General features: G+C 58.1%; 17 protein-coding genes. 7 read left to right on the top strand and 10 right to left on the bottom strand.

Going from position 1 to position 19,249, the window contains the following annotated elements; genetic code table 11:
* Nucleotides 1-31: 31 nt before the first annotated feature.
* The 5 genes from FEZ21_RS08890 to FEZ21_RS08870 all read left to right on the top strand — a co-directional run bounded on the left by FEZ21_RS08890 (nt 32) and on the right by FEZ21_RS08870 (nt 7,508).
* The gene (locus FEZ21_RS08890; RefSeq protein WP_003442936.1) at nt 32-2,098 is read left to right on the top strand and encodes a bifunctional diguanylate cyclase/phosphodiesterase; all 2,067 of its coding nucleotides are present in this window, start codon (nt 32-34) and stop codon (nt 2,096-2,098) included.
* A gap of 145 nt (nt 2,099-2,243) precedes the next feature.
* The gene (locus tag FEZ21_RS08885) at nt 2,244-3,587 is read left to right on the top strand and encodes an imelysin family protein (RefSeq protein ID WP_160626893.1); all 1,344 of its coding nucleotides are present in this window, start codon (nt 2,244-2,246) and stop codon (nt 3,585-3,587) included.
* Nucleotides 3,588-3,889: 302 nt separating this feature from the next.
* Nucleotides 3,890-5,305 carry a di-heme oxidoredictase family protein gene (locus tag FEZ21_RS08880; RefSeq protein WP_160626891.1) on the top strand — a complete coding sequence of 472 codons (1,416 nt, stop codon included), beginning with the start codon at nt 3,890-3,892 and terminating at the stop codon, nt 5,303-5,305.
* A 26-nt stretch (nt 5,306-5,331) separates the two neighbouring features.
* Nucleotides 5,332-6,396: an imelysin family protein gene (locus FEZ21_RS08875; protein WP_003442948.1), complete on the top strand. Its 1,065-nt coding sequence runs from the start codon at nt 5,332-5,334 to the stop codon at nt 6,394-6,396.
* Between the two features lie 14 nt (nt 6,397-6,410).
* Complete coding sequence (locus tag FEZ21_RS08870) at nt 6,411-7,508, top strand: DUF1513 domain-containing protein (RefSeq protein ID WP_003442951.1); 1,098 nt, start codon at nt 6,411-6,413, stop codon at nt 7,506-7,508.
* A 52-nt stretch (nt 7,509-7,560) separates the two neighbouring features.
* On the opposite strand, the gene FEZ21_RS08865 is transcribed toward FEZ21_RS08870, so the two are convergent.
* From FEZ21_RS08865 to colR, 5 genes are all read right to left on the bottom strand, one after another.
* Complete coding sequence (locus FEZ21_RS08865) at nt 7,561-7,788, bottom strand: hypothetical protein (protein WP_003442952.1); 228 nt, start codon at nt 7,786-7,788, stop codon at nt 7,561-7,563.
* Nucleotides 7,788-8,504, bottom strand: coding sequence for a lipopolysaccharide kinase InaA family protein (locus FEZ21_RS08860; protein WP_003442953.1), 717 nt, complete (start codon nt 8,502-8,504; stop codon nt 7,788-7,790). The genes FEZ21_RS08865 and FEZ21_RS08860 overlap by 1 nt, the downstream gene beginning before the upstream one ends.
* A gap of 3 nt (nt 8,505-8,507) precedes the next feature.
* Nucleotides 8,508-9,188: a class I SAM-dependent methyltransferase gene (locus FEZ21_RS08855; protein ID WP_003442955.1), complete on the bottom strand. Its 681-nt coding sequence runs from the start codon at nt 9,186-9,188 to the stop codon at nt 8,508-8,510.
* A 200-nt stretch (nt 9,189-9,388) separates the two neighbouring features.
* Complete coding sequence (locus FEZ21_RS08850; RefSeq protein ID WP_003442958.1) at nt 9,389-10,669, bottom strand: HAMP domain-containing sensor histidine kinase; 1,281 nt, start codon at nt 10,667-10,669, stop codon at nt 9,389-9,391.
* Entirely contained in the window at nt 10,659-11,342 is a 684-nt protein-coding gene (gene colR, locus FEZ21_RS08845; RefSeq protein ID WP_003442961.1) for a two-component system response regulator ColR, read from the bottom strand. The genes FEZ21_RS08850 and colR overlap by 11 nt, the downstream gene beginning before the upstream one ends.
* Before the next feature lie 203 nt (nt 11,343-11,545).
* Between colR and FEZ21_RS08840 the strand changes: the two genes are divergently transcribed.
* A complete protein-coding gene (locus tag FEZ21_RS08840; protein ID WP_003442971.1) occupies nt 11,546-13,495 on the top strand; it encodes an LTA synthase family protein in 1,950 nt (649 codons plus the stop codon).
* Between the two features lie 123 nt (nt 13,496-13,618).
* On the opposite strand, the gene groL is transcribed toward FEZ21_RS08840, so the two are convergent.
* The 4 genes from groL to FEZ21_RS08820 all read right to left on the bottom strand — a co-directional run bounded on the left by groL (nt 13,619) and on the right by FEZ21_RS08820 (nt 17,118).
* Complete coding sequence (gene groL / locus FEZ21_RS08835) at nt 13,619-15,262, bottom strand: chaperonin GroEL (RefSeq protein WP_003442974.1); 1,644 nt, start codon at nt 15,260-15,262, stop codon at nt 13,619-13,621.
* Between the two features lie 49 nt (nt 15,263-15,311).
* Entirely contained in the window at nt 15,312-15,605 is a 294-nt protein-coding gene (locus FEZ21_RS08830) for a co-chaperone GroES (RefSeq protein WP_003442977.1), read from the bottom strand.
* Between the two features lie 242 nt (nt 15,606-15,847).
* Nucleotides 15,848-16,321: an FxsA family protein gene (locus FEZ21_RS08825; protein WP_160626889.1), complete on the bottom strand. Its 474-nt coding sequence runs from the start codon at nt 16,319-16,321 to the stop codon at nt 15,848-15,850.
* A gap of 71 nt (nt 16,322-16,392) precedes the next feature.
* Entirely contained in the window at nt 16,393-17,118 is a 726-nt protein-coding gene (locus FEZ21_RS08820; protein WP_160626887.1) for a HugZ family protein, read from the bottom strand.
* 100 nt (nt 17,119-17,218) lie between these two features.
* Here FEZ21_RS08820 and FEZ21_RS08815 point away from each other — a divergent pair, with 100 nt between their 5' ends.
* Complete coding sequence (locus tag FEZ21_RS08815; protein ID WP_160626885.1) at nt 17,219-17,977, top strand: SDR family oxidoreductase; 759 nt, start codon at nt 17,219-17,221, stop codon at nt 17,975-17,977.
* Nucleotides 17,978-18,088: 111 nt separating this feature from the next.
* Here FEZ21_RS08815 and FEZ21_RS08810 read toward each other — a convergent pair whose 3' ends face one another.
* Entirely contained in the window at nt 18,089-19,102 is a 1,014-nt protein-coding gene (locus FEZ21_RS08810; RefSeq protein WP_003442992.1) for a DUF481 domain-containing protein, read from the bottom strand.
* Between the last annotated feature and the right edge of the window lie 147 nt (nt 19,103-19,249).

Genomic DNA, 19,249 nt, shown 5'->3' with positions numbered 1-19,249 from the left:
AGCATTAGTGGCAGAAACAAGGAATAGCGCTTTGAAGCCGGAACTCAAAAACAGCTTGTCGTTCAAGTTGCTGCAGATCGTGTTGCTGTCGGCACTGGGCGTTGGAGCAGTGCTTGGTTGCGGGCAAATTGTGTTCTACGCCTACGAAACACGGCAGACCGTCAACAATGATGCGGGGCGTATCCTCGGCATGTTTCGCGACCCCTCGACTCAGGCGCTATATAGCCTGGACCGCGATATGGCGATGCAGGTCATCGAAGGCCTGTTTCAGGATGATGCCGTGCGTCAGGCGTCCATTGGTCACCCCGATGAAGCCAGCCTTGCGCAAAAGTCACGGCCCTTGCACACGTCCTCAAGCCGTTGGCTGACCGACCTTATTTTGGGCCGGCAACACACCGACAGCATTGCGCTGACGGGCCGTGAACCGGACCGCGAGTATTACGGCGACCTGAACATAACCCTCGACACCGCCCCTTTTGGCAAAGATTTCTTAACCAACGCCGTGATCATTCTGATCTCCGGCGTGCTGCGCGCGCTGCTGTTGGGGCTGGTGCTGTACCTGGTGTATCACTGGCTACTGACCAAACCCTTGTCAAAAATTCTCCGCCACTTGACCAGTATCAACCCCGATCGCCCCGGCGAGCACTGGATGCCGCCACTCAAGGGGCATGAAAACAATGAACTGGGGATGTGGGTCAACACCGCCAATCAGCTGCTGAGCTCAATTGAGCGCAATACCGATTTGCGCCGCGAAGCGGAAAACTCCTTGTTGCGCATGGCCCGGTATGACTTTTTGACCGGTTTGCCAAATCGACAGCAACTGCAGGCCCAACTGGGCAAAACCCTGGTGGAGGCTGGACGCTCGCAACGTCGTGTCGCGGTGCTGTGTGTGGGGCTGGACGATTTCAAAGGCATCAACGAACAGTTTGGCTATCAGACCGGTGACCGGCTGTTACAAGCCCTGACTGACCGGATTCGTGCCCACAGCGCATGCCAGGGCACTCTGGCACGCCTGGGCGGCGACCAGTTCGCGCTGGTCCAGGCCCATATCGAGCAGCCCTACGAGGCCGCCGAGCTGGCCCAGAAGATCATTGATGATCTCGAAATCCCCTTCAGTCTGGACCAGCACAACATCCGATTACGCGCCACCATTGGCATCACCTTGTTTCCCGAAGATGGCGACACATCTGAGCAGCTGCTGCAAAAAGCCGAGCAGACCATGACCCTGGCCAAAAGCCGGTCGCGCGGCCGTTATCAGTTTTATATCGCCAGCGTCGACCGCGAGATGCGGCGCCTGCGCCAGCTGGAAAAAGACTTGCGCGAAGCACTGCTCAATAACCAGTTGCACCTGGTCTACCAGCCGCAGATCCGTTACAGCGACCATCGGGTGGTCGGGGTCGAAGCGTTACTGCGATGGCAGCACCCCGAGCACGGCCTGGTCCCTGCGGATCTGTTTATTCCGCTGGCCGAAAAAAACGGCAGCATCATTGCCATCGGTGAGTGGGTACTGCACCAGTCCTGCCGCCAACTGCGCGAATGGCATGATCAGGGCTTCAGCGAGCTGCGCATGGCAGTCAACCTTTCGACCGTGCAACTGCATCACGCCGAACTGCCACGGATGGTCAACGAGCTGTTTCACAACTACCACCTGGCGCCCCGCAGCCTGGAGCTGGAGGTCACAGAAACCAGCCTCATGGAAGACATCGGCACTGCCGCCCAGCACCTGCTGAGCCTGCGTCGCTCCGGCGCCTTGATCGCGATTGATGACTTTGGCACCGGCTACTCATCCCTGAGCTACCTCAAGCGACTGCCGCTGGACAAAATCAAGATCGATAAAAGTTTTGTGCAGGACCTGATTGACGATGACGACGATGCGACCATCGTGCGGGCCATTATTCAGCTCGGCAAAAGCCTGGGCATGCAGGTAATAGCCGAAGGCGTCGAAACCGCCGAACAGGAAGCCTATGTGATCAAGGAAGGGTGTCACGAAGGCCAGGGCTATCTGTACAGCAAACCCCTGGGAGCACGGGAGTTGAGCGCTTACCTGGAGCAGGCCCGGCGTAATCGGCTACTGAAGCTGCAACCCGGTGTTTCGTGATTGCCCCTGAATCGGGGTTGCCTGAAGGTAAATAAGAAATATTTACAACGCTAACCCTTTACACAAAATGCATATCTTTCGCATCATGTCGCAGTTTTGCGTGCAGCCGCACGCTTGTCCCACCTCTCGAAGCAGGATTTTCGCCATGATTCGTATGCCCCTGGCTACCGCCAGTCTGCTGGCCATTGCTATCTCACTCGCCGGTTGTGGCGACAAGGACAAGGAAAAAACTGCGGCGGCCCCTACGCCGGCAGCAGCCAGCACCGCAACGCCAGCGACCGATGTCAGCGCGGTGAAAATTGATGAAGCTGCCGCCAAAGCCGTTGTCGCGCATTACGCCGACATGGTTCACGCAGTATTCAGCGACGCCGAGTCGGGTGCGAAAAAACTGCAAACGGCTATCGACGCCTTCCTCGCCAAGCCCAACGATGACACCCTCAAAGCCGCCCGCGCGGCCTGGGTTGAGGCGCGCGTACCTTACCTGCAAAGCGAAGTATTCCGTTTCGGCAACACCATCATTGATGACTGGGAAGGTCAGGTTAATGCCTGGCCACTGGACGAAGGCCTGATCGACTACGTTGACACCAGCTACGCTGGTGCACTGGGCAACCCGGGTGCCAACGCCAACATTATTGCCAACACCCAGATCCAGGTCGGCGAAGACAAGGTCGACGTGACCGAAATCACCCCCGAGACCCTCGCCAGCCTGAACGAACTGGGCGGCTCCGAAGCCAACGTGGCGACCGGCTACCATGCAATCGAATTCCTGCTCTGGGGCCAGGACCTCAACGGTACCGGCCCTGGCGCGGGCAACCGTCCGGCGTCCGACTACCTTGAAGGCGAAGGCGCCACCGGCGGCCACAATGACCGTCGTCGCGCGTACCTCAAAGCGGTTACCCAACTGCTGGTCAACGACCTGGACGAAATGGTCGGTAACTGGGCACCGGATGTAACCGACAACTACCGCGCCACACTGCAAGCTGATACCCCGCAGAACGGCCTGCGCAAAATGCTGTTCGGCATGGGCAGCCTGTCGTTGGGTGAACTGGCAGGCGAACGCATGAAAGTGTCGCTGGAAGCCAACTCTCCGGAAGACGAGCAAGACTGCTTCAGCGACAACACCCACAACTCGCACTTCTACGATGCCAAAGGCATTCGTAACGTGTACCTGGGTGAGTACCTGCGTACTGACGGCACTAAAATGACCGGCCCGAGCCTGTCGTCGCTGGTTGTGGCGGTTGACCCGGCCACAGACGCCACGCTGAAATCCGATCTGGCAGACACCGAAGCCAAGATCCAGGTCATGGTTGATCTTGCCAACAAGGGCGAGCACTACGACCAACTGATCGCCGCGGGTAATGAGGCGGGCAATCAGGTTGTGCGTGACGCCATCGCCGCCCTGGTCAAACAGACCGCGGCCATCGAGCAGGCAGCCGGCAAGTTGGGCATCAACGATCTGAACCCGGACACTGCCGACCACGAGTTTTGATCCGCAGGGTTTGAGTGAATGATGAGGCGGCCTTCGGGCCGCCTTTTTTATTCGACGCCACCGACCTCTGCACAAGCGAGCTTTTTGTCGAGCCCATGTTGATGGGCGAGTGAACGCGACATTCCCGGGAAGTTCGCTCCTGCAGTGCCGGGTCGGACCAGCTTGCAAGGTGGAGCAATTCCCTCCGTGCACAGGAACGAAAACCTGCCCCTGATCAAACCAAATGCTAATCCCTCTTATTTCAATTCACCTTCCCTGATAAACTTTGCGCCCTCGATTTTGCTCGCTGATCTGGACGCTTGATGCCTTCGCTGCCTCTTCGCCTGTCTCTGCTGCTATTGGCCCTGGGCCTTGGCGGCTGTGATGATGCCCCGCGTTTTACCCAACCCGAGCCCGGTGAAGCCCGCTCCGGCGGGGATACGACAGTGGGTAAAGCCGATCGAAATGCGTTCTCAATGCCCTCCGCCAACCTTTCGCCAAGCCGGCGTCTGGATTTCAGTGTCGGCAACAGTTTCTTTCGCAGCCCCTGGGTCATAGCCCCCTCCACCACCACCGCCCGTGACGGCCTGGGCCCGCTGTTCAATACCAATGCCTGTCAGAATTGCCATATCAAGGACGGTCGCGGCCACCCTCCTGCGCCGGACGCCGTCAACTCGGTGTCCATGCTGGTACGCCTGTCGATTCCCGATCAACCCGCCTATGCCAGGTTGATCGAGCAGACCGGCGTAGTGCCGGAACCCGTTTATGGCGCTCAGTTGCAGGACATGGCCGTGCCCGGCGTTGCCCCCGAAGGCAAGGTGCGGGTCGAATACCAGCCGGTGCTGGTACATTTCAAGGACGGCACGGCAGTCGAGCTGCAAAAACCGACACTGCAAATCACCCAGCTCGGTTATGGCCCGATGCACCCGGACACCCGTTTCTCGGCACGCGTTGCACCGCCGATGATTGGCCTGGGTTTGCTTGAGGCCATCCCCGAAGAGGCGATTCTGGCCAATGCCAACACAGGTGACGGGGTTTCCGGACGTCCGAACCGGGTCTGGGATGATGCGCAACAAAAGACTGTTCTGGGGCGCTTTGGCTGGAAAGCCGGTCAACCGAACCTCAATCAACAAAACGTTCACGCCTTTTCTGGTGATATGGGGCTCACCACGTCCCTGAGACCCGTTGATGACTGCACCCCGGCCCAAACTGACTGTCTTCAAGCCCCCAACGGCAATGGCCCGGATGGCGAGCCAGAGGTCAGTGACAACATTCTGCGGCTCGTCGAGTTCTATACCCGCAACCTCGCCGTGCCTGCACGACGGGATGTCGGCTCGCCCCAGGTGCTGGCCGGCAAGAACCTGTTTTACCAGGCAGGCTGTGCGTCGTGCCATACGCCGACGTTCACCACCTCGGCCAACGCCGCTGAACCCGAACTGGCCAACCAGGTGATTCACCCTTACAGCGACCTGTTGCTCCACGATATGGGCGACGGTCTGGCCGACAACCGCACAGAGTTCGCCGCCTCCGGGCGCGACTGGCGCACCGCGCCACTGTGGGGTATAGGTCTGACCCGGACAGTCAGTGGACACACCCGGTTTTTGCACGATGGACGTGCTCGCAACCTGCTCGAAGCCGTGCTCTGGCACGGTGGTGAGGCCGAACCGGCCAGACAGCAGGTGCTGCAATTCGATGCCGGGCAGCGCGCAGCGTTGCTGGCGTTCCTGAACTCTCTTTAACGCCTTACAAGATCGGGGACCCCGACATGTTTCGACCCAAGCTTTTGTTCACCAGCCTTGCCGCGATCGCTCTGGCCGCATGCTCGCCACAAGACCCGCAAGCCGTCACCTCGGCGGCGATTGCCAAACAGGTGATTTTGCCGACCTACAGCCGCTGGGTCGATGCCGACCGCCAACTGGCCGTCAGTGCCCTGGCCTTCTGCCAGGGCAAAGAAACACTGGAAACCGCCAGGGCTGACTTCTTGCACGCGCAAAAAGCCTGGGCCGAGCTGCAACCCTTGCTGATCGGTCCGCTGGCCGAAGGCAATCGCTCGTGGCAGGTCCAGTTCTGGCCGGACAAGAAAAACCTGGTCGGACGTCAGGTTGAGCAACTGGTGGTAGCCCAGCCCCAGATCGATGCCGATGCCCTGGCCAAGTCCAGCGTTGTGGTGCAAGGCCTGTCAGCCTACGAATACATTCTGTTCGACAGCAATATCGACCTGGCTGATGCTGCACAAAAAGCCCGTTACTGCCCGTTGTTGAGTGCCATTGGCGAACGCCAGAAACAACTGGCCGAAGAGATTCTGGCCAGCTGGAACAGCACCGACGGCATGCTCGCGCAAATGACCAAGTTCCCTAACCAGCGCTATGCCGACTCCCACGAGGCCATTGCTGATCTGTTGCGGGTACAGGTCACGGCACTCGATACCCTGAAGAAAAAGCTCGGCACCCCGATGGGCCGCCAGAGCAAGGGCATCGCCCAGCCATTCCAGGCCGACGCATGGCGCAGCCAGTCATCGCTGCAAAGCCTGGCTGCCAGCCTCGCTGCCGCCCAGACCGTCTGGGTCGGGGTCGACAACCAAGGCTTGCGTGGCTTGTTGCCTGCTGATCAAAAGCCGTTGGCTGACAAGATCGACGCTGCCTATGCCGCTTCGCTCAAGCTGTTCAATGACAACCAGCGTTCGCTCAATGAATTGCTGGCTGACGACGCAGGTCGCGCCCAGCTGGACGCCATCTACGACAGCCTGAACGTGGTTCACCGCCTGCACGAAGGCGAACTGGCCAAGGCCCTGGGCATTCAGCTGGGCTTTAACGCCAACGACGGCGACTGATGAAAGAGGGGTCGATGATGCGCAGGCAAGCTCTCAAGCTCGGTGGTTTACTACTGAGCGCCGTCACGTTGGGCGGCTGGTCACTGTTTAAACAAAAAGGCCAGAGCCCGCTGCTGTTGAGTGCCCGTGACGATGTGGACGGCAATCACTTTGCCGTCGGCTATCGGCTGGACGGCACCCAGGTGTTCAGCACCCGGGTCGGCCAGCGCTGCCATGACATCATCAATCACCCTTCGCTGCCCGTTGCGCTGTTTGTCGCGCGGCGCCCCGGCACCGAGAGCTACCTGATCAACCTTGCAGACGGGCAGTTGCTACAAACCCTGACATCGCTGCCCGATCGACATTTCTACGGCCATGCGGTGATCCATAAAGACGGTGAATGGCTCTACACCACTGAAAATGACACCACCGACCCGGGACGTGGCTTGCTGGGGGTTTATCGCTTTGCAGACGGGCGCCTGGTTCACAGTGGCGAAATCCCGACCCACGGCGTTGGCCCGCATCAGGTGTCGTGGATGCCCGACGGCGAGACGCTGGTGGTGGCCAACGGCGGGATTCGTACCGAGGCCGAAAGCCGGATCGAGATGAATCTGAATGCGATGGAGCCCAGCCTGGTCCTGATGCAGCGCGACGGGACGTTGCTGAGCAAAGAGACCTTGAGCCAGCAGATGAACAGCGTGCGCCATCTTGCAATTGCAACTGACGGCACCATCGTTGCGTGTCAGCAATTCATGGGCGAGGCCCACACATTGTCCGAATTGCTGGCGATCAAGCGTCCTGGTCAGCCCTTCGAACCCTTCCCGGTGGCAGAGCAGCAACTGCGTGCCATGGGCCATTACACGGCCAGTGTGGCGGTACACAGCGGGTTGCGGCTGGTTGCATTGACCGCTCCGCGGGGCAACCGGTTCTTTGTCTGGGATCTGGACAGCGGTGACTTGCGCCTCGATGCGCCGTTACCCGATTGCGCCGGGGTGGCTGCGGTAGAGGATGGCTTTGTGGTTACATCCGGTCAGGGTCGTTGCCGTTTCTATGACTGCCGCCAGAGTGAGCTGACAGCCAAACCGCTGGATTTGCCATCGGGGCTGTGGGACAACCATTTGCATGTGATGTAAATCCAGAGCCCCATGACTCAAGGTCCCGGGGCCCCTGGCACAGCCTGCGGCTTCAGCCCTGGGATTTCATGCCCTGGGCCATGCCAAACATGAACAGCAACAGGTCGTGATCTGGCGTCGCTACGCTCGCCACTTTCGCAACTCGCGGTAGCGGGCAACTGGCCCCGCTGACTGCACCGCTGAATACCTGGGGCTTGGGCTGCTCCCAGGCGGCCAGCGCCACAGAAGCAATGGCCAGAGCGACCAGTAGAAACAAACCTCGTGCTATTTCTCTCTTCATCACCGTAAACCTTTGATGGCGCTGCCAAACACCTTCTCGTAAAAGTAGATCAATTTGTTCCAGTCGGCGGCATTCCACGACGAGTGGCGACGCAGTTGCTTGAGATCGTGGGAGGCAGCTTTGTGCGGAGTCAGGCGTTGCCGGCTTTTTTCAAGGTCCAGCAGGGCGATGTCGACCACGGCACTTTCACCGTCTGCGGTGACCCGTACGAAGACGTGCTTGGGGTACAGGCAACCATGCTGCCAACGTCCCAGATGCATGCGCGCCAGGGTATGGGCAATGGCTTCCAGCACCCGCTCATGGATCGCTTCACCATGGCGTTCACGCCCACCGGCGGCGTACCAGTTGTCAATTTCGATAAAGCCGTCAAGGGCTGCGGTCACCAGCAGTGCGCGCCATTGACGGTCTGCACCCTGTTTTGCCCCGCAGTACACCAACTCGGGTACCCCCACCGCCAAACCCTGCATGGCCAGCAGTGCATCACGCTCACGCAATACCGTCGGCCGGCCCAGCGGGTAACGCCAGCTACGGTAGGTATGACCGACCTGGCGTTTGGCATAAAGCAATCGTCCACCGGCATCGCGAATTCGCTGCACACCACTCTCACCGCCGCGACGCTGATTCGGCTCCTCGACCCACTCGCCTTGCTGCTGCCAGTAGTACTCGAAGCGGTCTTCAGTTGCAGCTTGGGGTGGAGATACAAATTCAACGGCCATGGGTTACCTCTTGCGTAATATGTAAACCCGCCACATCGCATACAGCGGGATAAAATCCAAATGATTCTGAACAACGAACCCGGCTTTTTTAAACTCGGCTTCAACAGTCACCGCCGGTAACACAAAACGATTCTGATACCCGTCCGACCCGCCATCGGCTTCACGCTGACGTTGCAGGCGGTTGCGTTTCCAGGCTTTGAAATTGCCATCCACCCACAGCGAAATGATCACACTGTCCCGGCTGACACGGTGAAACTCCCGTAACAGAGCCATCCGGTGACTTGCATCACCAATGTGGTGCAGCAGGCGCATGCTGAAAATACTGTCGACCGCGTTATCTGGCAGATCGATATCAAATGCAGATGTCTGCAAACGCCGTACCCGTTTGACCACTTGCGCAGGCTGTGCCTTCGATGCCACTTCCAGCATGGATGCAGAGTAATCCGCACCAATGATTTCGCGGTTGGTCTTTTCGGCCAGCAACGGCCAGAAACGCCCTGCGCCACAAGGAAGATCCAGTACCAGGCCCGGCTCGCCGGCCAATGCCAGGGCCTTGCGCGCCAACTGCTCATCACGCTTGTGCGAAAGGCGTCGGGCGAGCCCGTCCTGATGTTTTTCCAGGTACTCGGCGGCGTGCTTTTGATCGTACTTTTCAGAAAACTTGAGTTTGATTGTGGAGCTCATGACGGCTCTCCTGAAGCGTGTAAGCGCTACCTTAATCAGGAGAACGTATGCATCAGGTCATCACCGGGTGAAAATTTCGTGCCTTGGCCCGATCAGACGTTACAGGGTTTTACAGACCACCAATAATGGCTCTGGGCCACTTCAAAAACTAAACCCTGAAAGGGGAATGGCCAGCAGGACGCTGGCCATGGCAGGACATATCAGACATCAACCGGGTTCAATTCAACGTGAAAGCGGCACCCGTTGGGCTCCATGGTGGTCAGCGTTACCCGCCAGCCCTGGCTGTCACAGATCCGTTGCACCAGCGACAGCCCCAACCCCAGCCCTTCCCCGCGTTTTTCGCTGCCCCTTACAAAAGGCTGGAACATGGCCTGGCGTTTTTCTTCGGGAATCCCCACACCGCTGTCTTCCACCACAAATCCGGTGGGCTCGAGGCTCAACCGGATGAAACCGGTGTCGGTGTAATGCAGGGCATTTCGTAGCAAGTTGCCCATGACGGCGTGCAGGAAGGTCGCGTTATAACGGGTATCCAGTGGCTGCCCCGGATCGTAGATCAGGGTCAGGCCCTTGGCTTCAATGGGGCCGCGCCACAAACTGATCAGGCCTTCGGCCACGGTAGTGAGGGTCACTTTCGGCGACATGCTGGCATCTTCGTGCTGAGCCCTGGCCAGCATCAGGAAGGTCTGTACCAGCTCGCGCATTTCTTCACAGGCGCGCGAGATTCGCTCGACTTGCGAGCGGCTGCGCGGGTCCAGCGCCGGATTTTCCAGCAAAAGCTCGCACGAACTGGCCAGTACCATCAGCGGGGTACGCAACTCATGGCTGACATCGCTGGTGAACAGCCGCTCACGGGTCAGGGTGTCGCGCAGGCGCCCCAGGGTAGCGTCGAACGCCACCGCCAACTCGCCCACTTCATCGGCCGCATAGTCCGGCGCCAAAGGCGGAGCCAGGCCCAGCAACTGATCACGATGACGCACCTGGCGCGCCAGGCGCACCACGGGGGCCATGACCCTGCGGGCCAGAATCCAGCCTAAAAAGACCGCCAGGGCCAATGCCAGTACAAAACCGACCACGACCACGGCAAACAACACGCGCTCACGTTCTTCGAAATCACTTTGGTCCTGCAGCAATACATAGCGCCGACCGTCAACCACTTCGACCATGGCGTGGTACGACAGCTGGTCGCGGAACACTTCATGAAAACCCGGATCAAGATGACGCAGGTCTTTGGGCAAAGCGAAATCGCCGCGCCCGCCACTGTAATAAAACAGCTGGTCAGGCTCCGGTCGATGGTTCCAGTCGGCAATGTTGTCCATCAACAACAGGCGTTGCAGGTCGCCGCCCAGGCCCGCTGAAATGAGTTTTTCTTCGACCAGGTGAACGGTGGCAACAATGCCCAGGGCGAATGTCCCCGCCACCAGCGCACTCATGAGTGCGAAGGCAATGATGATCCGCTGGGCAAGGCTTTGCTTAAACTCCATCACGACTCTCGGCGAGGCGGTAGCCGACACCATGTACGGTTTGCAATAACGGCTTGTCGAACGGCTTGTCGATCACCTGACGCAACTGGTGCACGTGGCTGCGCAGGCTGTCGCTGTCAGGGCAGTCATCGCCCCACAAGGCCTCCTCCAGCACTTCACGGCGCAACACGTGGGGGCTTTTCTGCATTAATACGGCCAGCAACTTGAGCCCCACCGGGTTGAGCTTGAGCAGGCGCCCTTCGCGGGTTACTTCAAGGGTATCGAGGTCGTATTTCAGATCGCCCACTTGCAGCTCGCGTCGCCCGCCACCCTGAGCCCGGCGCAATACTGCTTCAATGCGTGCCGCCAGTTCCGACAAGGCAAAGGGTTTGAGCAGGTAGTCATCGGCGCCGGACTTGAAGCCCTGCAGGCGGTCGTCGAGCTGGTCGCGGGCGGTGAGCATGATCACCGGAGTATCGCGTCGCGCATCTTCACGCAAGCGCTTGCACAAGGTGTAACCGTCGATCCCGGGCAACATGATGTCGAGCACGATAAGGTCGTAATGCTCGGTGGCCGCCAGATGCAGACCTGACAAACCGTCCTGCGCGCAGTCAACGGTATAGCCCTTAAGCCCCAGGTAGTCCGCCAGATTGGCAAGGATATCGCGGTTGTCTTCAACCAGTAGAACTCTCATGGGCACTTTCTCCGTACGCAGTTACGACCGTCTTGGCCCGCGCAGCTTAAGTCTTAGCACGACCGAGAGCCAGCGCTGCAAGACCATCACTCTATTTAGTTGAAGAACGCCCAAATCTGACATTTTTTTTACTCACGGTTCACAAAGCCAATACAGTGGCGCCCGCACACTCACGCCCCCCACGGGTTTAAGGAAAAACACTAATGCGTCTGCTGTCCACCGCGCCAATGCGCTATCTGCTTCTGTTGACAGGCTGTTGGCTGGCGACCTTTTTAATCACCCGAGGCGTCTTGCTGTTCACCCATTTGGGCGAGGCTGGTAATAGCTGGTTGCCGGTGTTTGGCATTGGCCTGCTCTACGATCTGGGATTTTTGACCTACGCCGCCTTGCCGCTGGGTCTGTATTTGCTGCTGTGCCCGCCCGCCCTGTGGCGCCGTCGTGGTCATCGCTGGTTCCTGCAAGGCCTGCTGACCGTGAGCCTGTTCGCCATGCTGTTCACCGCAGTGGCCGAATTCCTGTTCTGGGACGAGTTCGGTGTGCGCTTTAACTTTATCGCCGTGGATTACCTGGTTTACTCCGATGAAGTGCTGAATAACGTGCTGGAGTCGTATCCGATCGGCCTGCTGCTCAGTGCCATCGGCGTCGCGGCCATTGTTCTGAGTGTTGCCTTGCGCAAACCGTTCAATGCCGCCATGAATGCCCCGCTGCCCACCTTTCGCGCTCGCCTGGCAACCTTCGCCGGTTTGCTGCTGGTGGCAGGCTTGAGCCTGCAGTTGCTTGATCAGGACGGCCCGCGCGGCCAGGGCGGCAACGCCTATCAGCACGAACTGGCGAGCAACGGCCCGTACCAGTTCTTCGCCGCATTCCGTAACAACGAACTGGACTACCAGCAGTTCTACGCCAGCCTGCCTGCCGACGTGGTCGCCAGACAGCTGCGCACCGAGCTCACGGAACCCAATGCCACATTTGTCGGCAAGGACCCGCTGGATATCCGGCGCAACATCGACAACCCGGGGACTGCGCGCCAGCCAAACATTGTGCTGGTGACCATCGAAAGCCTGAGCGCCAAGTACCTGGGCAGCAATGGTGACGGCCGCAACCTGACCCCGAACCTGGATCAGTTGCGCAAAGAGAGCCTGTACTTCAATAACTTCTATGCCACCGGTACCCGTACCGATCGGGGCCTGGAAGCCATTACCCTGGCCATTCCTCCTACCCCGGGCCGCTCGATCGTCAAGCGTATCGGTCGTGAAAGCGGCTTTGCCAGCCTTGGCCAGCAACTCAATGCCGTGGGCTATGACAGCGTGTTCGTCTATGGCGGCCGCGGGTATTTCGACAACATGAACGCATTTTTCAGCGGCAACGGTTACCGCGTGGTTGACCAAAGCAGCGTCAATGAAGCCGATATCCACTTCAAAAATGCGTGGGGCATGGCTGACGAAGACCTGTACCGCGAAACCCTGAAGCTGGCCGATGCCGATTACGCCCGGCAAAAGCCGTTTTTACTGCAGTTGATGACCACCTCCAACCATCGTCCTTATACCTATCCAGAAGGCCGTATCGACATCAAGTCGGGTAACGGTCGCGACGGTGCGGTGAAATACACCGATTACGCCATCGGCCAGTTCCTCAAGGATGCCCGCCAAAAGCCGTGGTTCGACAACACGATCTTCATTTTCGTGGCTGACCACACGGCAGGCAGCGCCGGCAAGGAAGACTTGCCCATTACCAACTACCAGATCCCGCTGTTCATCTATGGGCCAAAATTCATAGAAGCCCGCGAGAGCGCACAACTGGCCAGCCAGATCGACCTGGCTCCGACCTTGCTCGGCTTGCTGAACATGGACTATCAGTCGACCTTCTTTGGCCGCAACCTGCTGCAGGAAAACCCTCTGCCACCCCGCGTGGTAGTGGGTAATTACCAGCATCTGGGCTTGTTCGACGGCAAGGACCTGGCGATTCTCAGCCCGCGCCAGGGCCTGCGCCGTCACGACGAAGCACTGACTGCCAGTATTGAATCCCGGGTACCGGCCACCGATCCGTTGATTGAGCGTGCGATCACCTACTACCAGGTCGCCAGCTACGGCTACAAGCAGCAGTTGCTGAGCTGGAAACCGGTGTTCGCAGCACCGTTGCAGATCTCGCAGAAGTAACCATTTCCCTGCAGGAGCGAGCTTTTAAAGCTCGCTCCTGCAAGGTTCAACTGTTTCTTCAGACACAAAAAAGCCCCGCCTGATTGCTCAGGCGGGGCTTTTGCGTTTCGGGGTAAAGCCGGCTTACATCATGCCGCCCATACCACCCATGCCGCCCATGTCTGGCATACCGCCGCCAGCTGCCTTGTCGTCCTGGATCTCAGCGATCATCGCCTCGGTGGTGATCATCAGGCTGGCAATCGAAGAAGCTGCCTGCAGAGCCGAACGAGTCACTTTGGCCGGGTCAAGGATACCCATTTCGATCATGTCGCCGTATTCGCCAGTGGCTGCGTTGTAACCGTAGTTACCCGAACCCTGCTTCACTTTGTCGACAACTACGCTTGGCTCGTCGCCGGAGTTGGCAACGATCTGGCGCAGAGGTGCTTCAACAGCACGACGCAGCAGAGCGATACCTACGTTCTGATCAGCGTTGTCGCCTTTCAGGTCAGCGATTGCTTGCAGAGCGCGAACCAGTGCCACGCCACCGCCAGGTACCACGCCTTCTTCAACGGCTGCACGGGTAGCGTGCAGGGCGTCTTCAACGCGGGCTTTCTTCTCTTTCATTTCTACTTCGGAACCAGCGCCAACCTTGATCACTGCAACGCCGCCGGACAACTTGGCCAGACGCTCTTGCAGTTTTTCACGGTCGTAGTCGGACGAAGTGTCAGCTACCTGGGCACGGATCTGAGTCACGCGAGCCTGGATGTCTGCTTCAACGCCAGCACCGTCGATAACGGTGGTGTTTTCTTTGGTTACGGTTACGCGCTTGGCATTACCCAGGTGTTCCAGGGTAGCGCTTTCCAGGCTCAGACCGATCTCTTCGGAGATAACGGTACCGCCAGTCAGAACAGCGATGTCCTGCAGCATTGCCTTGCGACGGTCACCAAAGCCAGGTGCTTTAACAGCAACGACTTTAACGATACCGCGCATGTTGTTCACAACCAGAGTCGCCAGGGCTTCGCCTTCAACGTCTTCGGAAACGATCAGCAGCGGACGGCCGGCTTTGGCAACAGCTTCCAGAACTGGCAGCAGTTCACGGATGTTGGAGATTTTTTTGTCGACCAGAAGGATCAGCGGACCGTCGAGCTCGGCAGTCATGGTTTCTGGTTTGTTGACGAAGTACGGGGACAGGTAGCCACGGTCAAACTGCATGCCTTCAACTACAGACAGTTCGTTTTCCAGGCCCGAGCCTTCTTCAACAGTGATCACGCCTTCTTTACCGACTTTTTCCATGGCTTCGGCAATGATGTCGCCGATGGAGCTGTCGGAGTTGGCAGAGATGGTACCTACCTGAGCGATTGCCTTGCTGTCAGCGCATGGCTTGGCCAGGGTTTTCAGCTCTTTGACAATGGCGATGGTCGCCTTGTCGATGCCGCGTTTCAGGTCCATCGGGTTCATGCCGGCAGCGACGGCTTTCAGGCCTTCGTTGACGATCGACTGAGCCAGAACGGTTGCAGTGGTAGTACCGTCGCCTGCGTCATCGTTAGCACGGGAAGCAACGTCTTTAACCAGCTGCGCGCCCATGTTTTCGAAACGGTCTTTGAGTTCGATTTCTTTGGCAACAGAAACGCCGTCCTTGGTGATGGTCGGAGCGCCGAAGCTCTTCTCGATGATCACGTTACGGCCTTTAGGACCCAGGGTCGCTTTTACTGCGTCAGCCAGGACGTTTACACCGGCGAGCATTTTTTTGCGGGCGGAATCACCAAATTTAACTTCTTTAGCAGCCATGTTCGTTCTTCCTTAAATACTTTGTAGTAACGGGAAAAGGAGCGGGAGATCAGCCTTCGATTACAGCGAGAATCTCGTTCTCAGCCATAACCAGCAGGTCTTCGCCGTCGACTTTTACAGTGTTGCTGCCGGAGTAAGGGCCGAACACAACCTTGTCACCCACTTTCACAGCCAGCGCACGTACTTCACCGTTGTCCAGAACGCGACCAGTACCCACGGCAATGATTTCACCGCTGTTGGCTTTTTCGGCAGCTGAACCCGGCAGAACGATACCGCCAGCGGTTTTCTTTTCTTCTTCGCTGCGACGGATTACGACGCGGTCATGCAGAGGACGAAGCTTCATTGTCGATCTCTCCTAATTGTGGTGTTCATCGGCCGATGTTAAAACCGGCGGGGTTTGCAAGTCCGGAAATGCCGGGTGCGATTCGCTCAAAGGTGCCTGCTGTTGCCAGCAAAACCCTGCGGTGTCCGTTACATAAGGGCGTATCAACTGATTACAAGGGCACGCCAATGAAATTTTTAGCCCTGTGTAATCCCTGAAAACAAACACGGCACCCAGGGTGCCGTGTGGAAAACGTCAAAACCTTACTTGTCGCGATGTTCGAACTCGCCTTCAATCACGTTCGGCTCACGGCCCAGGGGCTGGTGTGTACCGGGTCGGCTCGGCGCTGCAAATTCATCGGCAAATGCACGCTGACGGATGGCCTGTTCCTCTGCACGCTTGCGCAGACGGTTAACCAGAAAACGACGCACCGGCGGGAACAGCAGCAACAGACCCGCGATGTCACTGATGAAGCCCGGAAGCACCATCAGGCCGCCACCCAGAGCCAGCATCAGGCCTTCCAGCATTTGCTGGGCCGGCAACTCGCCACGACTCAGGCTTTCACGGGCCCTCAGGGCTGTGGCCAAACCTGCAACGCGTACCACCAGAACACCCAGCATGGAGCCGGCAATGATCAGCAGCAACGCCGGGAAAAACCCTATAGCGGTGCTGACCTTGAAAAAGACGTACAGCTCTAGCACTGGAAACAACAGAAAGAGCAATAGAAAAGCGCGCATCGAATGATTCCTCTCCGGAAGAATATCTTCCAACCCAGCTTAGATGACGGCGCGCCTTCCTGAATTCAAGGCTATGCCGTCTGTTTTTTCGGCCACTCCTGCGCGCGGGCCAGAAAAACCAAGGCTTCGCGTACTTGTGTCGGAGTATTGCAGGTTTCTGCAAAGCCCAGCCAGTAAAGGCCGTCACCAATACGCAAGTGCATGCCTTCGCTGTCGATACCGACCATCTGCGCCGGTTCGGTGCGGGGCAGCCCTGCCAGTTCGACGTAATGCGCAATGGCACTGGCATGGTCACTGTTCATATGCTCAATCATCCGTTGCTCGGCGGCTCCGGCAAAGGGGTTGGGCAAAGTCACCTGGTCGAGCCAGTGAATGGCGCCAAAACCGCCGATATAACGGTGGCGTACCGGGTTCAACACCCAAAAGTCGAAAGCGTGAGCGGTGTCATAGCTGCGCGACTCGGGGAAGTAGCGGTAGTAACGCTCGGCGGCGGCTTCAATGGCCTCGGCCCCGGTCAATTGCTCGGCTTCGGCCAGATAGGTCAGTCGACCAACCGCCTGAACGTCTTCAGCGCCCCGCTCGCCCACCATCAGCGAGCACTTGGGATCCTTGCGCAAGTTGTGGGTGTGCTGGGCAATCCGGCTGATCAGGATCAGCGGCCGGCCCTGTTCGTCCAGGCAGTAAGGCACCACTGACCCGAAGGGAAATCCCGGCATGGCTTTGGAGAGGGTGGACAAGGCGCCACGGTATTCCTTGAGCAGTAATTCTCGGGCATGCTTGGCAGCTTCAACGCTCAACTTGTGACTCCTTAATAAAAAATCCGCCGAAAACGGACGAGTTCAGGGCGCATTTCAAAGGCCTGCGAGGACTCACTCTGATTTGCTGCCGAGGGCTGTTATGCAACTGAAAGACAAAGTAATCATTATCACTGGCGGTTGCCAAGGACTTGGTCGTGCCATGGCCGAGTATCTGGCGGCCAAGGGCGCCAGACTGGCGCTGGTTGACCTGAACCCGGAAAAACTCGAACTGGCCGTAGCGGCTTGCCAGGCTCAGGGCGTCGAGGCCCGGGCCTATCTGTGCAATGTCGCGGACGAAGAGCAGGTTACCCGGACCGTTACCCAGATTGCAGAAGACTTTGGTGCGATCAACGGCCTGATCAATAACGCCGGGATCTTGCGCGACGGCCTGTTGCTGAAGGTCAAGGACGGCGTCATGACCAAGATGAGTCTGGCGCAATGGCAGGCGGTAATCGACGTCAACCTGACCGGGGTTTTCCTGTGCACCCGTGAGGTGGCGGCAAAAATGATCGAGCTGAACCAGCAGGGCGCGATCATCAATATCTCGTCGATCTCGCGCGCAGGTAACGTCGGGCAAACCAACTACTCTGCGGCCAAGGCCGGGGTAGCGGCTGCGACAGTCACCTGGGCCAAGGAACTGGCGCGGTACGGCATTCGCGTTGCCGGAATTGCCCCCGGCTTCATCGAAACCGAAATGACCCTGGGCATGAAACCCGAAGCCCTGGAAAAAATGACTGCCGGCATTCCCCTCAAGCGCATGGGCAAAGTCGAAGAAATCGCCCATTCGGCGGCCTACATCTTTGAGAACGACTACTACAGCGGGCGGATTCTGGAGCTCGATGGCGGTCTGCGCATCTAACCTGCTGCGCCTGCTGCAGGAGGCCCGCTTGCTCGCTCAGGCATTAGAGCAAGCGGGTTATCCGTATCGCCGGCAAGCCGGCGCCCACTGCCTGGCCCAGCGCTCAGACAATCACCAGGTCACGCCAAAACCCGCGCTGTAGCGGGTTTTGTTGAGCGTATTGTCATTGCCCCCACCGCTGCCGATCAGATCTTTTTCAGCCTTGAGGTTTAACGAAGCCCACTCGGTGACTTTGTAACGCAGGCCGATTTCGGCATCCAGGCTGTAATCCGAAGCGCCTTCCAGAGGCTTGCCCAGCTCTCCGTTGGTGAAGAGCGAAACCGTTTTGCCCAACAGAAAGCGGTTGTAGTCCCACTTCATGGCCAATGAGTAGAAGTTGTCCTTTTGGCCGTCGGAGTATTCATAGTCAGTGCGGTTCAACAGTGAACCCAGGGAGAAAGACCCCAGCTCGTCATCCCAGAACTGGTAGCCCGGGCCAGTACCCACAGTGCGCTGGCGGGAAATGTCTTCCACTTTGTCTCTTTTGTAGGTCAGCCGGCCTTGCCAGTACCATTTTTCGTCAATGAAATGGTCAAGGGCATATTCGGCGCTCCAGTTATCGGTGGTCACCACGTCGTTCTGGAACTCGCGGTTGTACTCACCTTCGGCATGGTGACGCCAGGCCCCATGGCGGGCAGTGGTCTTGAAGTCGATGTCGTAGTCGTCGGTCTTTTTCTCGGCACGCTTGTAGTCCAGCGCGACATCGACGTTACCCTTCCAGACCAGATCTTCAATCACTGGCTTGGGCTTGATGATCTGCTCGATGCTGGACAGTTCTACCGTTTTCGGTGCTTCTCCGTTGGCCAGGGTGACCTTGCCGTCCCCTGCCGCCGTTAGCGACTTGGCCTTCTCGCCAACATAAGCATCCTGCTTGACCAGCAATTCCTGATCGCTTTCCAGGGTTTTGACTTGCTTCCAGTCAACGGGAATAGTCCCTGCGTATTCGGTCTGAATGAGCAACTTGCCACCATCAAACACTTTGATCTTGCCGCTCAGGCGGTCACCATTTTTCAACCACACTGTATCGGCAAGCAAAGGCGTAGACACATTCAAGACAGCAAGGCATAACAGGGTTCTGGACAACATAAGCAGATGCGAAACTCAGATTTGCGAAAAAGTGCCGGCATTATCCTGATGGACACACCCCAGGCAAAGAAAGACCGGATGTATCCCCTGTAGTTCATTTCCCGGGATCGATGAACAAAGCATCTGCTTTATTTTTTAAGGTCCTGT

Origin of the sequence: Pseudomonas sp. 9.1(2019) (genome assembly GCF_009910445.1) — a bacterium.
Lineage (GTDB): Bacteria > Pseudomonadota > Gammaproteobacteria > Pseudomonadales > Pseudomonadaceae > Aquipseudomonas > Aquipseudomonas paraversuta.
Note: the sequence above shows the minus strand (reverse complement) of the source record. Positions and strands in the feature narration are given on the sequence as shown.